The following is a 13,295-nucleotide window of genomic DNA, read 5'->3' as shown; positions in this document are numbered from 1 at the left end:
GCTCGCACCGCTTGATACCCGAAGCCCAGACTGTCGCAGCAGGAGAACCATCATGACCATTCGCTTCACGCACCGAGCGGCCCTTGCGGTAGCGACACTCGGCACCGCCGTGCTCGTCAGCTCCTGCAGCCCGGCGACCGATACAGCCGCACCTCAAGCTGCGCTACCGTCCTCGTCCTCGTCCTCCACCAGTGTTCCGACCCCAGGTGCGACCGGTTCACCCCAACCGACCTCGGAGGGAACACCCTCCCCGGGTCGACTGGTACCGGGGGCTGAACCCGAGACCGTCGCTTCGGGCTTGCAGGCTCCGTGGTCCGTGGCGTTCACGGACGGGGCAACGCTCGTCAGTGAACGGGACAGCGACCGGGTTCTCGAGGTCCTTCCCGACGGTTCGACCCGCGTCGCCGGAACCGTCGAGGGCGTCGCCGGTACGGGGGAGGGGGGCCTGCTCGGCATGACGGTCGATGACCAGCAGAGGCTCTACGTCTACTCCACTGCAGCCGATGGGAATCGCATCCAGCGGTTCACTCCCATCGGTGACCCGGGCTCGCTGGAACTGGGGGAGGCGGAAACCCTGCTCGACGGCATCCCTTCGGCGAGTTATCACGACGGTGGCCGTCTGGCCTTTGGCCCCGACGGGATGCTGTACGCGACGAGCGGCGACGCCGGCCGGCGCGACGCTGCCCAGGATCGTTCATCCCTTGCCGGAAAAATCCTCCGGATGACTCCTGACGGAGAGGTCCCGGCCGACAACCCGTTCCCCGACTCGCTCACCTACAGCTATGGGCACCGCAACCCGCAGGGCGTGACATGGGCGGATGACGGCACGATGTTCGCCACGGAATTCGGGCAGAACACCTGGGACGAGCTGAACATCATCACGGCCGGAACCAACTACGGTTGGCCAGTCGTCGAAGGCATCGCCGGCGCGGAAGGGTTCACCGACCCGGTCCAGCAGTGGGATCCGGCAGTGGCCAGCCCCAGCGGAATGACGCACCTGGGCGGCACGCTGTACATCGCCAATCTCCGCGGCCAGGTGCTGCGCGCCGTGCCCGTCGCCGACCCTGGTGCCTCCACCGACTACTACACGGGCGACTACGGCCGGTTCCGGGACGTCGCCGCCGGCCCCGACGGTGGCCTGTGGATCCTCACCAGTAACACCGACGGACGCGGCGACCCCTCCGAGGCCGATGATCGACTCCTCCGCGTACCCGTACCGGCTTCCTGACCCGATACTCCAACCGCGGTCATGACGTCATCACCCCTCCACGCAGACCGCCAGAAAGACTGACATGAACACCGAAACCATCCAGACGACACCCCCGCAGGCTCACACCCCGCAGCGGTTGCCGCTGCTGACCCTAATCGTGCTTGCCGTCATCGGATTCGTCCTCGTGGCCATGGAGACAATGCCGGCCGGACTGCTGCCCGTCATCGCCTCCGGCATGGGCACCACCGAAGGTTCGGTGGGCCTGTTCGTCAGTGCCTACGCCCTCGGCACAGTCGTCGTGACCGTCCCGGCGATCGCCCTGACACGCGGCCTGCGCAGGAAGCCACTCATCCTCGCAGCGATCACCGGCCTCATCCTGTCCAACACAGCTACGGCGTTCTCCTCCGACGTCGCCCTGTCCCTGATCTCACGATTCGTCGCCGGAGCGTTCTCCGGGGTCATTTGGGGCATGCTCGCCGCCTACGGGCGCCGCATCAGCCCACCCCGCAACGCAGGCCTGTCCCTGGCCATCGTGTCCACGGGGGCTCCGGTCGGCTTCGCCCTCGGCACGCCGCTCGGATCATGGCTGGGCATGACCTTCGACTGGCGCTGGTCCTTCATCGGACTCAGCCTCGTCGCCGTCGTCGCAGGCCTTCTGATCGCAGCACTCGCACCCGACGCCAGCGGGCAGGGCCCGGTGTCCGAGACATCGGAGAAGCTACCCCTGGGCCGGGTCTTCCGGATTCCCGGCATTGCGATCATCCTCGCCGTCATCCTGACGTGGATGCTCGCCCACAACACCATCTACACCTACATCTCTCCATACCTGCGGGCCACGAGCAGCACCCTGACTGTGGACGTCCTCCTGCTCATCTTCGGCATCGCCTCCATCGGCGGAGTCGTTATCACCGGAGCCCTCCTGGACCGGCACCCCCGGCCCCTCCTGCACACGAGTGTGGCCCTGTTCATCGCAGCTGGGACCCTGCTCCTGGTAGGGAGCGGCTCTACGGTCGTCATCGTCGTCGCCGCAGTGCTCTGGGGGGTCACTTTCGGTGGTGCTGCCGCCCAGCTGCAGGCGGCCCTGACCTCGGTAGGAGGAGAGAATGCCGACGTCGCGAATTCCTTCCTGCCTGTGGCCTTCAACATCGCCATCTTCATCGCAGGCATCCTGGGCGCCGCGGCCCTGACCCGTGTCGACGGTCTCGTCCTGCCCGTCATCATGATCGTCTTCGGCGCAGTCGCCCTGCTGCTGACCATCCTCGGCCGCCGCACCGCGTTCCGCGCCCACCTCTGACCCGCGACGACATCACCCTCGATACCCTCGACAGACAAGGAACACCGCCATGAGCACGCAGAAGCAAGCTAGGACCGCCACGGTGAAGGGACCGGAGGAATGGTTCACCGGCGACGTGTACTTCAACGCCTACTACACCGGTCAGACCCCGTCCCGCGCACGGCTGAACCTGGTCCGCTTCACCCCCGGAGCTCACACCGCCTGGCACAGGCACGCCGTCGGTCAGACCCTCCACGTCACCGAAGGACTCGGGTACGTCCAGTCCCGCGGCGAGGACCTCATCGAACTCCATCCGGGGGACACCGTGTACACGCCGGCGGGGGAGTGGCACTGGCACGGCGCCACAGCGGACAACTTCATGTGCCACCTCGCCCTCTGGGAAGCACCCCTCGACGGCGACGACCCCGAGACCGAATGGGGCGACAAACTCACCGACGGGCAGTATCCGGCCGACAAGTAACTCCCCACTTCTAACTCCCCACTACCTGACGAACGAAAAGGGCATCATGAAGACCCGACTGAATATCACCGCGCCCGTCCTTGCTTTCGGACTCCTGTTGACAGCCACGGGCTGCTCGACACCCGCTGGCCCGGCAGATGCCTCACCAGCCACCGCCTCCGAAGCCCCGGCTGCGACCGACACGATCGTCGGGGAATGGACGATGACCACGCTCGAGTTCCAGACCGACGGCCAGTTCGAGGAGGTCCCCTTCTCCGGGCAGATCATCTTCACCGACGCCGGTACCGTCTCCGTCCAGGCGCAGAACCCGGATACGAGCGCAGCGGACACGGCCTACACGGTTCAGGGCTACGAAGCGTTCTACGGTGACGCCGAGATCGACGCGGACGCCGGGACGTTCAGCGTCGATGTCGAGTCCGCTGCCGCACGCGACCTGATCGGGCAGACCCTCACCCGCAACTACGAGGTGACCGACGACACCCTGGTGCTCACCCCCATCGACCCGGCCGAAGGCTGGCGTGTCACTTACGACCGTGCCGCCCGCTGACACCGGTCATTCCTTCGTCCCTCACGATTCCCTGAACCTCTCTAGGAGCTCATCATGAACCAGTCCCAGCGCTTCACCGATACCGTCGTCTTCATCACCGGCGCAGGAGGAGGTATCGGCCGTGCCACCGCCCTGGCCTTCGCTGCGGAAGGAGCCCGCGTCGCCACCACCGACCTGCCCGGAGCAGGCCATCAGGAAACAGCACGCCTGATCACCGAAAATGGTGGGACTGCCCTCGCCCTTGACTGCGACGTCACGGATAGCCACGACGTCGTAAGCGCACTCGATCAGGTCGTGTCGACGTACGGCCGCCTCGATGCTGCCTTCAACAACGCGGGTATCGAACAATCCCACGACACCATCGCAGAGCTCGACGACGCCGAATGGCACCGCCTACTGTCGGTCAATCTCACAGGCATGTACCTGTGCATGAAGCACGAAATCAGGTTCATGACCGCCCATGGTGGCGGCACCATCGTCAACACCTCCTCCGGAGCAGGCGTCATGGGCATCGCCGGTCAGGCCGCCTACGCCGCGACGAAACACGCGGTCATCGGGTTGAGCAAGTCCGCTGCGCTGGAGAGCATCAGCGACGGGGTACGGATCAACGTCGTCGCGCCCGGGGTTATTGACACCCAAATGATTGGACGTGTTTCCGGTGGCACTGAGGAAGGTCGACAGGCGATGGTGGACCAGGAACCCATCGGCCGACTCGGAACACCAGAGGAAATTGCTTCCGCCGTGCTATGGCTCTCAGCCGACGAGAGTGCCTTCGCCGTCGGACACACCCTCATCGTCGACGGCGGACAAACGGTCGGCTGATGAGCCCAAATCGTGACGTGTATCGCATCTACACCGCATTCGCCGTCGCACTGGTGGCCGCCGTCGCCCTCACCGGGTGCAGCGGGACCACCGGCACGACTCTCGATACCGCACCGTCCCTACCACTACGGGAGACCCCCATGGCGTCCTCACCCAACAATCCGCCCGGATCCAGCACTGCATCCGATCGCCCCACCAGAGCAACCGCTCCCACCAGCGACACCGTGGGCGGCAGCACACCGCTTCTGCTGGACGTCAACGGCTCGACGATCTCTGCGCGCCTCGACGGCAGCGCGGTCTCTGATTCGTTGGTGGAGCAGCTTCCGCTCACCCTGCCCGTCCGCGACTTCGGCGGTCAGGAGAAAGTCGCCGATCTTCCCAAGCCCCTCGATCTCGACGGAGCACCAGCCGGCAGCGGTGCCGAACCGGGCCTGATCGGCTACTACGTGCCGGACCAACGGCTCATCCTTTACTACGAGCAGGTCGGGTATCACGCCGGCATCGTCCCCCTCGGCACCTTCGACGATGTGCCGGCCATCGAGGGTGCGCCCGACGGAACCACCCTCACCCTCCGGATCGACGAGTGATTCCGGGCTCCTGGCCCGAGCCTTCGCAGCAGCTTTCATCCGCCGAACTACCTAGGCGGGCTCGGGGTCACCATCGGCGACAACGCCGTCGTAGCGGCTGCCGCGGTCGTGACGAAGGACGTCCCTGATAATGCGATCGTTGTCGGGTCGCCGGCCAAGGTTGTCCGCTACGTCTCCGACTGATGCAACGGGGGACATCAGCACTCCCGACAGCGCGCGCGACGGCTACATGATCCAGGTCTGACTGGCTGAGGGCATTGAGCCCGACAGCGACGTCACCGACGAGTTCCTTTCCCACCAGACGGTCGAAAACTGTGTGAACGAGCTCGTGCACGACGCCCAGGCGCAGGACCGGCTGCTGGCCTCCTACGCCGAGCAGACCGGCGTGTCGTTCCCCGCAGAAAGCTGAACTCCAACCCCAGGCTCGCCAAACGAGAGCCACACCGCTCATAGAGAGGATCGACGACTTTGAGCGTCTCCATACACACCGACCGACGACCCCACCACGGCCTTCTGGCCACGGCGGCTGTCCTCGTCACGGCAGCCACTGCGCTGCTCGCGGCATCACCGGCCTCCGCGCACCACGGCTGGGACGGCTTTGAGACCGACGACCTCGTTTACATCGCCGGCACCGTCTCGTCCGACGGAAACTGGGGTGATCCGCATTCGCTTTTCGAAGTGGCACTTGATGCACAGCTCCCGGCTATCACGCCCGATCTGACGGTCCCTGAGGAGCTGTCAGGCCCGGAGGACAGCGTCCGGGTCGAAACCGCTCTCGCGTATGACGGCCCCCACGACGAGCTCGAGGTCATCATCGCTCCGCCGTGGTGGTCGAGCAGCAACGGCTTGGATCGCGCCCTGGAGGTAGGAGAGCGCTTCCAGGGCGTCGGGTACATCAACAGCACCGACGACGGTCTCTTCCGTCCAGTTGCGTTCTGGTACGGAGACGACCATGCGCCCGTCAACCAGGTGATCGGCAATACGCTCCCGGTTAGGGCACCGATACCGGGCGGCGCCCGGGCAGGCGACGAGCCTGCCGGTGCGCCCTCTGCGGTAGATGATCCTGTGGAGATGGACTCTCCGGCAGAGGATGCCGGCAGCATCGATGACAGCGGATTGGAGACGCAGGTCGTCTGGGTAGTGTTTGGTGTCGCCGTCGTCGCCGCTGTCGTGGGCGGATTCTTCTACATGCGCCGCCGCACCCGCCAGGACGAATGGAACCCCGATGCCTGAACGGCTTGAACCGATTCTGCGCTGGCTGCAGGATTCCGCGCTCGGTGATGCCGTGCGCTCTACTCCCTTCATGTATCCGACGCTCGAAAGCCTCCACATCCTCGGGATCGCCATGCTCGTCGGTCCGGCCTTCGCCTTCGACTTCCGGCTGCTGGGCGTCGGGCGTCGTCTGATACCCGTGACGAGAGCCGCACGCTATCTCCTGCCAGTCTCCCACCTCGGACTTGCCCTCGCAGTCGTCACCGGCATCCTGCTGTTCAGCACACAGGCCGTCGGCGTCGCCGGCTCCGGTGCTGCCCCGTGGAAGCTCGGACTCCTGCTCCTGGCCGGGCTGAACGTCCTTGTGTTCCACCAGGGCGTCCACCGTCGAGTCGACGAGTGGGCAGACGCCGATGCGACACCAATCGCAGCCCGCATCTCAGCGGTCGTATCAATGGCGACGTGGACGGGCGTGATCTTCGCAGGGCGATTTCTGGCCTACGTCTGATGGTTCATCACCCCTACCAAGCGGTACTCTCACGCACTCGAACGCCTCACTAAAGTACCGAAGATTGACCTTTTGTCAGTTTGCCCGGTGCGACCCAGGATCATCCATTGGTCAGGATTGATTGCAGGCTTGTATTGAGGAAAGTTGCCTCAAGGGATGAGAGCCCGTACCGGCGAAGGTCATTGGCGGATCCCACAGCCGGGCGCGCGGAGGAGAGCAGCACTCGGCCTTGGTTCGTCAGCTCGAATGGTTGGCGGTTACCCCGGCCCCGTGCAGGCGATCGCGCAATGAGGTTCCGGTTCTCCAGTCCCCTCAGGAGTGCCGCCATGCTTGGGGGCTGCTCGAAGGTGGTGCGCGCAAGGTCTGCTTGGGTCAGGGCGAGGACGCCGTCGAGTTGGGCGAGCACACTGAATTGAGTCGGCGTCAGGCCATAGGCCGCGAGGACATCAGCGAGGACCCGCTCAATTTTCCGTGAGGCTCGGATGAGGCTCCACATCGCGGCCCCATCGGGATCAGCGGGTGTTGCTTCCTGGTGCATGGTCACGCCATTTCGGTCACTAGTACCGCGGCGCCTGGCCCGTGGAGTGTTCCGAGGGCTTCGAGGTAGGCGTCGACGAACGCGGGCTGGTCGGCCAGGTCGAGGAAGAGATCGCGTTGCTGCAGGAAAGCGAGTGGATCCGTCCGTGTGCGTGCGGCGACGTCCATCACCTGGTCCTTGAGCCGGTCGACGACGTCGATGGGTGTCCCTGCTTCGTCAATGCCTTCGGCGTAGCGTGTCCAGGTCGCGATGATCGCCGCCCCGTAGCGGACGCTTCGTCCGGCGGCCAAGTTCTCGCGGATGACCGGGACCAGCCATTTGGGGATACGGTCGGAACTCTCGGCGCACAACCTGGCGACGGTGTCGCGAACGGCGGCGTTCGAGAACCGCGAGATGAGCTGGTGCCGGTAGGCGTCGAGGTTCACGCCGGGTACGGGGCGGAGGGTCGGGGTGGCCTCCTGCTCCATGTAAGCGAGAAGGTATCGGGCGAAGGTCTGGTCCTGGCAAACGTCGTGGACGAGCCGGTAGCCGGCAAGGTAGCCGGGGTAGCAGAGGGCCTGGTGGCTTGCGTTGAGTAGCCGGAGTTTCATGAGCTCGTACGGTTCGACGTCGTCCACGAGCTGCACGCCCGCGTTCTCCCAGGCGGGGCGCCCTTGCACGAAGTCGTCCTCGAGGACCCACTGCTCGAAGTCCTCGCACACCACGGGCCAGGCGTCCTCGAGGCCGAAGTCCTCTGCAACCTGGGCGCGGTCCTGATCCGTCGTCGCGGGCGTGATGCGGTCGACCATGGAGTTGGGGAAGGTGACATTGTCTGCGATCCAGATGGCGAGGTCGGGGTCACGGAGATGTGCGAAGGCGGTGAACACGGCACGGGCGGTGTCACCGTTGCCCTGAATGTTGTCGCAGGACATGACGGTCAAACCTGGAAGTCCGGTTTCCCGACGGCGGGCTAGGGCCTCAGTGACGAGCCCGAAGACCGATGCTGGCACGGCGTCTGGCGCGAGATCGGCGCGCAGGGCGGGATGATCGACGTCGACCTCTCCGGTCACCGGGTCGATGCAGTACCCACCCTCGGTGATAGTCATCGATACGATACGGACACCGGGATCTGCGATGGCTTCGATGACAGCCTTAGGGTCATCGGGCGCGAAGAGATAGTCCGCGATCGAGCCGATTACACGGGCATTCTGCGTGCCATCGGGTGCTTTCTCGACGAGCGTGTAGAGGCTGTTCTGGTTGTCCATGACCCGTTTCATGGTCACGTCGTGGGGGAGGACGCCCACGCCGAGGATCGCCCAGTCGTGGGCCTGCCCCTGGGACATGAGTCGGTCGAGGTACATGGCTTGGTGGGCGCGGTGGAAGCCGCCTACGCCAAAGTGAACGATGCCGACACTGAGCGCCGAACGATCATATGTGGGCACCGGCAGTCCGGGAGGAAGAGAAGACAGTGCTGCGTTTGAAAGCTGGGTCATTGCGCGCCTTTGCGTAGTAGATGGTGTGCCTGGTTGGGTCAGTTGAGCTGCCAGTTGGACAGGTCGAGGATGCGGTCTGCCCGGTGCCGGGTAGCGGCCACGAGTTCGGCGTTCGGTTCGTCCACTCGCCGCACCCATTCCTCGGCTGCGGCGGGGTCTTTGCCGAATAGGATGTGCCGGGTGATGAGTCGGCGCCGACGTACATCCGGGTCCACGTCGATGAACCAAACCTCGTCGAGCTGCTGCCGGGCCTTGCGCCATCCGGGCCCGTCGAGAAGAAGATAATTGCCTTCGGTGATCAGGAGTGAGGCTGCCGGTGGCACAGGCAGCGCATTGGCCAGGGCTGTTCGAGGTCCCGCTCGAAGGCCGGCGCGTAGACGACATGATCAGGTCTGTCTCGGAGACGGGACAGGAGGGCGGCGTAGCCGTGGGCGTCGAACGTCTCCGGCGCCCCCTTGCGCTCCAGCAACCCGAGTCTGTCCAGCGCCTTGTCCGCGAGGTGGAAGCCGTCCATAGGTACCTGCTCGAACGTTCTTGGGCTCAGTACTTTGAGTGCGGCGGCGACGGTTGACTTACCCGAGCCGGGTGCTCCGACGATGCCCAGCAGGGTGCGGCCAGTACTTAGTCGGGGGAGTAGATCCTGGAGTTCGTGGGCGTTCCTGATGTGCATCACAGCGGCTGTAGTGCCTCCGACTCCCGAAGGTGTTCCTATCGTGGGTGTCATGCGAGCAGTTTCCACGGGACGCCCTCGACGGCTGCCACCTCGGACAGTGACGGCGGGTTGGCTCCTGCTCGTGAGCAGGTGATGGCGGCCGCTGTAGCCGCGAAGGACAGAAGTTGCTGCACGGTCAAGTGGTCAAGAGCTGCGATCCTTGATCGATCATCTGTTCCTAGGACTCCGCACCACCGCAGCCCGGCCAGAAGCGCGGCCATGAAGGAATCCCCCGCACCGACGGTGTCGACGACGTTCACCGGAGCTGCTTCCCCAGTAACGTGCGCGGACGCGGTTGCGGCGAGGGACCCCTCGCTGCCACAGGTGACGACAACGAGACCGGCCCCGAGGGTCAACCACGCATCCATCACGTCCGTCAGCTCCGTTCCTGGGTACAACCAGGCCAGGTCCTCGTCACTCGCCTTCACGATGTCGCTGAGCACGACGAAACGTTCCACTGTCTGGCGTGCCTCATCACGGTCTGGTGTGATCGTAGGCCTGCAGTTGGGGTCGAAACTGATCGTGCTGCTGTCCCGGACCTGTTCAAGGAGGTCCAACACGTCGTGGCACCCCGGCGCGAGGACGGTTGCTATCGATCCCGTATGGAAGTGCGCTGGCGCCGTGGAACGTGCAGCGTCGACCGAGGTGGAAATGTCCCAGCCGATGTCGAAGGAGTAGGTGGCGGACCCGTCGGTGCCGATGCGCGCACCAGCGGTGCTGGTGCGCGCGGCCCCGGCGTTGATGACGTGGACCCCGTTCGCGGTGAGGTGATGCTCGATGACCTGACCGCGGCGGTCGTTCCCGAAGGCGGTGACCAGGGTTGTCGGCATGCCGAGCCGGGCCGTCCCGACCGCCACGTTCATCGGGCTTCCACCAGGATGTTCGACGGTGGCCTGCCGGCCGTCATCTTGGACGACGTCGACGAGGGATTCGCCGATGACCACGATGCGGGGTGCCTCCGGGTTCGGGTTCATCAGCGGCCGGGGTAGACGACGGCTTTGAGCTGCCCCGGCTGCTTGCCGGCCTGGAGCGCAGCCTCGGCTTCCGACAGGCCGAAGCGCCCGGTGACCAGAACGTCGAGGTCCACTTTCCCGTCCGCGATGAGCTGGATGCCCAGCGGCCACGTGTTGGCGTACCGGAAGACGCCGGAGAGCCAGATCTCCCGGTTCTGGATGAAGGAGACAGGCAGTTCGACGTCGTCCGCGCCGAGCCCCACGAGGATCACACGACCGGCCGGACGTACCGCGAGGATGCCGGAGCGCACTGCCCGCGGTGCGCCGGAGGCGTCGATGAAAGCATCGACGTCGAGGCCCTCCACAGAGTCGGTGCGTGCATTGAGGGCGTGGGTAGCCCCGTACTTGACGGCGAATGCGAGTCGGTCGGGGGAAATGTCGCTGATATAGACCTCGGTGGCTCCGAAGGCCCGGGCGGTCTGCGCGGCGATAATGCCGATGGGCCCCGCGCCGGCGATGAGGACGCGGCTGCCAGAGCCGATCCCGGCACGCTGGCAGGCCCAGATGCCCACCGAGAGCGGTTCGATGAGTGCTGCGGCTTCATCGCTCACGCTGTCGGGGATAGGGAACGCGAAGTCCGCTTGGATGGCGACGTATTCGGTGAAGGCGCCATCGATGGGTGGGGTGGCGTAGAACTCGATGCTCGGGCAGAGGTTGTACCGTCCGTGCTTGCACTGGTCGCAGACCCGGCAGGGGCGCTGGGGTTCCACGGCCACGCGCTGACCTACCCGTGACGAATCGACCTGCGCGCCGACGGCGACGATGCGTCCGGAGAGTTCGTGGCCGAGGATCAGGGGGTGATCGACGACGTACGGGCCGATCCGGCCGTGTTCGTAGTAGTGGACGTCGCTGCCGCAGACGCCGACCGCGGCGACCTGCACGAGGACCTGGTCCTCATCAATGGTGGGTACCGCGAGGTTTTCTAAGGCGACGTCGCCCTGCTTCTTGAGGAGGGACGCGCGCATGGTCGTGGGAACCTCGAGGGTTGTCCGTTCGACTGTTGCAGTCATGACTGAATCCTTTCGGGAAGGGAGGCGTTACTTCACGGCGCCGAGTGACAGGCCCTGGACGAGCTTGTCCTGGGCGGCGAAGCCGGCGAGGAGGACGGGCAGGGAGATGATTACGGCCGCGGTGCAGACCTTGGCGAGGAACAGGCCCTGGCTGGAGACGAAGCTGGTGAGGAATACCGGTGCCGTGCCGGCCACGACACCGGTCAGGACTCGGGCGAGCAGCAGTTCGTTCCAGCTGAAGATGAAGCAGATCAGCGCCGTGGCGGCGATGCCGGGCATTGCCACGGGGGCGACGACCTTGCGCAGCGTGAGGATGAGTCCGGCGCCGTCGATCTGTGCTGCCTCGAGCATCTCCGCAGGTACTTCGGCGAGGAAGGACCGCATCATCCATACCGCGATGGGCAGGTTCATCGACGTGTACAAAAGGACCAGGAACCAGATGTTGTCCAGCGTCCCGGCGTTGCGTGCGAAGAGGAACAGGGGCAGCAATGCGGCGACGATCGGCAGCATCTTCGTGGAGAGGAAGAAGAACATGACGTCCGTCCACTTCTCGACCGGCTTGATGGACAGCGCGTAGGCCGCCGGAATCGCGAGGACGAGCACCAGGATGGTCGAGGTAATCGAGGCGGTCGCCGAGTTAATCAGTGGCGGCCACGGGTCCAGCCCGGACGCACCACCGAAGAAATTGCGGTAGGAGTCCAACGTGAGCTCGGCTGCGATGGACGGCGGGTTGGTCGCAGCGTCGTTCTCGGAGTGGAAGGACGTCAGCACCATCCAGAACACGGGGATCGCGAAGATGAGCGCGGCAGCCCACGCGGCCAGGCCGGCGATGGTGCTGTTACGAGTTGGGTCCATGCGGGACTTGCGGCGCCGTCCAAGGAACGTGGGGCCGGCGGAGGGTTGCACGGTGGGGTTCAGGGCGGTCATCGGGATTCCTCCTTCTGGAAGAGTGTGAAGACGGTGCGCAGGGCGAAGGTGGCGATGATGATGGTGCCGATCACCACGACGACGCCCGTGGCCGAGGCCAGACCGTAGTCGTTGGCCGTGTAGAACGTCTGGTAGATGGAGAACGGGAGGTTTGCTGTCCCGAGTCCTCCGGAGGTGAGCGTGAAGACGGCGTCGAAGTTTTGGACGATGTAGATGGTGCCTAGCAGTCCGCCCAGCTCCAGGTACTGCCGCAGGTGGGGCAGGGTGAGGTAGCGGAAGATCTGCCACCGGGAGGCGCCGTCGATCTGCGCTGCTTCGATGACGTCCATGGGGCGGGACTGCAGCCCGGCCAGCAGGATCAGCATCATGAATGGGGTCCACTGCCAGATGAGCGAGGCCTCGACGGCGAACAGGGGTGCCTGGGACAGGAGCTCGGGCTGGGGCGGATTGTCGCTGCCGAACAGGGACCAGACCCAGGTGAGCGTGCCGTTGACGAGCCCATAGGAGGGGTTGAGCAGTGCATGCTTCCAGACCAGGGCCGCCGCGACCGGCACGATGAGGAATGGCGCGATCAGCATGGTTCGTACGATCCCTCGACCGATGAATTTTTTGTCCAGCAGCAGGGCCAGGCCGAGCCCGAGGAGCAGGCTGACCAGCACCACCGTGACGGTGAGGATGATGGTGGTGATGATCGACGCTCGCAGGCCCTGGTCGGTCAGGACACTGATGTAGTTGTCGATACCGGCGAAGCTCGTGTCGTTGGGCCGGAGACTGTTCCAGTTCATGAACGAGATGATCAGCGTCGCGACGAACGGTAGCTGGGTGACGATGATCAGAAAGATCAGTGCCGGTAGCAGTGGGGCGCGGCGGGCCCACCGGGTGGTACGGGCGCGTGCGGTGGCTTTTGGATCCGAGGTGGAGGGACGAGATTGACGTTGGCGCTGCGGGGCTGCGGTAGCTGAGCTCATGGGGGGGTCTCCTGC

16 protein-coding genes and 1 pseudogene are annotated in these 13,295 nt (G+C 65.1%); 9 read left to right on the top strand and 8 right to left on the bottom strand.

Translation table 11 applies throughout. The features are described from left to right. Nucleotides 1-52: 52 nt before the first annotated feature. From CI785_RS10085 to CI785_RS10045, 9 genes and pseudogenes are all read left to right on the top strand, one after another. On the top strand, nt 53-1,228 hold the full coding sequence (locus tag CI785_RS10085; protein ID WP_105031942.1) for a PQQ-dependent sugar dehydrogenase: 1,176 nt from the start codon (nt 53-55) through the stop codon (nt 1,226-1,228). Nucleotides 1,229-1,292: 64 nt separating this feature from the next. Then, nucleotides 1,293-2,504: an MFS transporter gene (locus CI785_RS10080; RefSeq protein WP_105031941.1), complete on the top strand. Its 1,212-nt coding sequence runs from the start codon at nt 1,293-1,295 to the stop codon at nt 2,502-2,504. A gap of 49 nt (nt 2,505-2,553) precedes the next feature. Next, complete coding sequence (locus tag CI785_RS10075; RefSeq protein WP_105031940.1) at nt 2,554-2,964, top strand: (R)-mandelonitrile lyase; 411 nt, start codon at nt 2,554-2,556, stop codon at nt 2,962-2,964. Between the two features lie 202 nt (nt 2,965-3,166). Beyond that, nucleotides 3,167-3,511: a lipocalin-like domain-containing protein gene (locus tag CI785_RS10070; protein ID WP_205753598.1), complete on the top strand. Its 345-nt coding sequence runs from the start codon at nt 3,167-3,169 to the stop codon at nt 3,509-3,511. A 54-nt stretch (nt 3,512-3,565) separates the two neighbouring features. After that, nucleotides 3,566-4,333: a glucose 1-dehydrogenase gene (locus CI785_RS10065; RefSeq protein WP_105031938.1), complete on the top strand. Its 768-nt coding sequence runs from the start codon at nt 3,566-3,568 to the stop codon at nt 4,331-4,333. Next, nucleotides 4,333-4,920 carry a cyclophilin-like fold protein gene (locus CI785_RS10060; protein ID WP_157940228.1) on the top strand — a complete coding sequence of 196 codons (588 nt, stop codon included), beginning with the start codon at nt 4,333-4,335 and terminating at the stop codon, nt 4,918-4,920. Before CI785_RS10065 ends, CI785_RS10060 begins: the two co-directional genes overlap by 1 nt. A gap of 63 nt (nt 4,921-4,983) precedes the next feature. After that, a pseudogene (locus tag CI785_RS17510) lies at nt 4,984-5,103 on the top strand (sugar O-acetyltransferase); the annotation flags it as partial. 285 nt (nt 5,104-5,388) lie between these two features. Further along, nucleotides 5,389-6,153, top strand: coding sequence for a hypothetical protein (locus tag CI785_RS10050; protein WP_205753597.1), 765 nt, complete (start codon nt 5,389-5,391; stop codon nt 6,151-6,153). Then, nucleotides 6,146-6,640: a DUF6644 family protein gene (locus CI785_RS10045; RefSeq protein ID WP_105031936.1), complete on the top strand. Its 495-nt coding sequence runs from the start codon at nt 6,146-6,148 to the stop codon at nt 6,638-6,640. The genes CI785_RS10050 and CI785_RS10045 overlap by 8 nt, the downstream gene beginning before the upstream one ends. 100 nt (nt 6,641-6,740) lie before the next feature. On the opposite strand, the gene CI785_RS10040 is transcribed toward CI785_RS10045, so the two are convergent. From CI785_RS10040 to CI785_RS10010, 8 genes are read right to left on the bottom strand one after another with little or no spacing between them, the layout of a single operon-like run. Next, complete coding sequence (locus CI785_RS10040; RefSeq protein WP_240615149.1) at nt 6,741-7,178, bottom strand: MarR family winged helix-turn-helix transcriptional regulator; 438 nt, start codon at nt 7,176-7,178, stop codon at nt 6,741-6,743. A gap of 2 nt (nt 7,179-7,180) precedes the next feature. Further along, the gene (locus CI785_RS10035; RefSeq protein WP_105031934.1) at nt 7,181-8,650 is read right to left on the bottom strand and encodes a mannitol dehydrogenase family protein; all 1,470 of its coding nucleotides are present in this window, start codon (nt 8,648-8,650) and stop codon (nt 7,181-7,183) included. Between the two features lie 38 nt (nt 8,651-8,688). Next, entirely contained in the window at nt 8,689-8,973 is a 285-nt protein-coding gene (locus CI785_RS17705) for a nucleoside/nucleotide kinase family protein (protein WP_338064894.1), read from the bottom strand. Next, entirely contained in the window at nt 8,949-9,320 is a 372-nt protein-coding gene (locus CI785_RS17700; RefSeq protein ID WP_338064893.1) for a nucleoside/nucleotide kinase family protein, read from the bottom strand. Before CI785_RS17700 ends, CI785_RS17705 begins: the two co-directional genes overlap by 25 nt. Nucleotides 9,321-9,370: 50 nt before the next feature. After that, on the bottom strand, nt 9,371-10,336 hold the full coding sequence (locus tag CI785_RS10025) for a carbohydrate kinase family protein (protein WP_105031933.1): 966 nt from the start codon (nt 10,334-10,336) through the stop codon (nt 9,371-9,373). Beyond that, nucleotides 10,336-11,385, bottom strand: a complete 1,050-nt coding sequence (locus tag CI785_RS10020; protein WP_105031932.1) for an NAD(P)-dependent alcohol dehydrogenase — start codon at nt 11,383-11,385, stop codon at nt 10,336-10,338. The genes CI785_RS10025 and CI785_RS10020 overlap by 1 nt, the downstream gene beginning before the upstream one ends. Nucleotides 11,386-11,412: 27 nt before the next feature. After that, the gene (locus CI785_RS10015; RefSeq protein WP_105031931.1) at nt 11,413-12,312 is read right to left on the bottom strand and encodes a carbohydrate ABC transporter permease; all 900 of its coding nucleotides are present in this window, start codon (nt 12,310-12,312) and stop codon (nt 11,413-11,415) included. Beyond that, nucleotides 12,309-13,280, bottom strand: coding sequence for a carbohydrate ABC transporter permease (locus CI785_RS10010; RefSeq protein ID WP_105031930.1), 972 nt, complete (start codon nt 13,278-13,280; stop codon nt 12,309-12,311). The genes CI785_RS10015 and CI785_RS10010 overlap by 4 nt, the downstream gene beginning before the upstream one ends. Between the last annotated feature and the right edge of the window lie 15 nt (nt 13,281-13,295).

This window comes from Arthrobacter ruber, assembly GCF_002954225.1.
Lineage (GTDB): Bacteria > Actinomycetota > Actinomycetes > Actinomycetales > Micrococcaceae > Arthrobacter_D > Arthrobacter_D ruber.
This window is presented reverse-complemented; position numbering and strand designations above follow the sequence as displayed.

Excerpts from the sequence above, each read along its gene's own strand:
- CI785_RS10045 (WP_105031936.1), top strand. The coding sequence starts at position 6,146 with ATGCCTGAACGGCTTGAACCGATTCTGCGCTGGCTGCAGGATTCCGCG.
- CI785_RS10015 (WP_105031931.1), bottom strand. The coding sequence starts at position 12,312 with ATGACCGCCCTGAACCCCACCGTGCAACCCTCCGCCGGCCCCACGTTC.
- CI785_RS10020 (WP_105031932.1), bottom strand. The coding sequence starts at position 11,385 with ATGACTGCAACAGTCGAACGGACAACCCTCGAGGTTCCCACGACCATG.
- CI785_RS17700 (WP_338064893.1), bottom strand. The coding sequence starts at position 9,320 with ATGCACATCAGGAACGCCCACGAACTCCAGGATCTACTCCCCCGACTA.
- CI785_RS10040 (WP_240615149.1), bottom strand. The coding sequence starts at position 7,178 with ATGCACCAGGAAGCAACACCCGCTGATCCCGATGGGGCCGCGATGTGG.
- CI785_RS10010 (WP_105031930.1), bottom strand. The coding sequence starts at position 13,280 with ATGAGCTCAGCTACCGCAGCCCCGCAGCGCCAACGTCAATCTCGTCCC.
- CI785_RS10070 (WP_205753598.1), top strand. The coding sequence starts at position 3,167 with ATGACCACGCTCGAGTTCCAGACCGACGGCCAGTTCGAGGAGGTCCCC.
- CI785_RS10035 (WP_105031934.1), bottom strand. The coding sequence starts at position 8,650 with ATGACCCAGCTTTCAAACGCAGCACTGTCTTCTCTTCCTCCCGGACTG.
- CI785_RS10065 (WP_105031938.1), top strand. The coding sequence starts at position 3,566 with ATGAACCAGTCCCAGCGCTTCACCGATACCGTCGTCTTCATCACCGGC.
- CI785_RS10025 (WP_105031933.1), bottom strand. The coding sequence starts at position 10,336 with ATGAACCCGAACCCGGAGGCACCCCGCATCGTGGTCATCGGCGAATCC.
- CI785_RS10080 (WP_105031941.1), top strand. The coding sequence starts at position 1,293 with ATGAACACCGAAACCATCCAGACGACACCCCCGCAGGCTCACACCCCG.
- CI785_RS10060 (WP_157940228.1), top strand. The coding sequence starts at position 4,333 with ATGAGCCCAAATCGTGACGTGTATCGCATCTACACCGCATTCGCCGTC.
- CI785_RS10085 (WP_105031942.1), top strand. The coding sequence starts at position 53 with ATGACCATTCGCTTCACGCACCGAGCGGCCCTTGCGGTAGCGACACTC.
- CI785_RS10075 (WP_105031940.1), top strand. The coding sequence starts at position 2,554 with ATGAGCACGCAGAAGCAAGCTAGGACCGCCACGGTGAAGGGACCGGAG.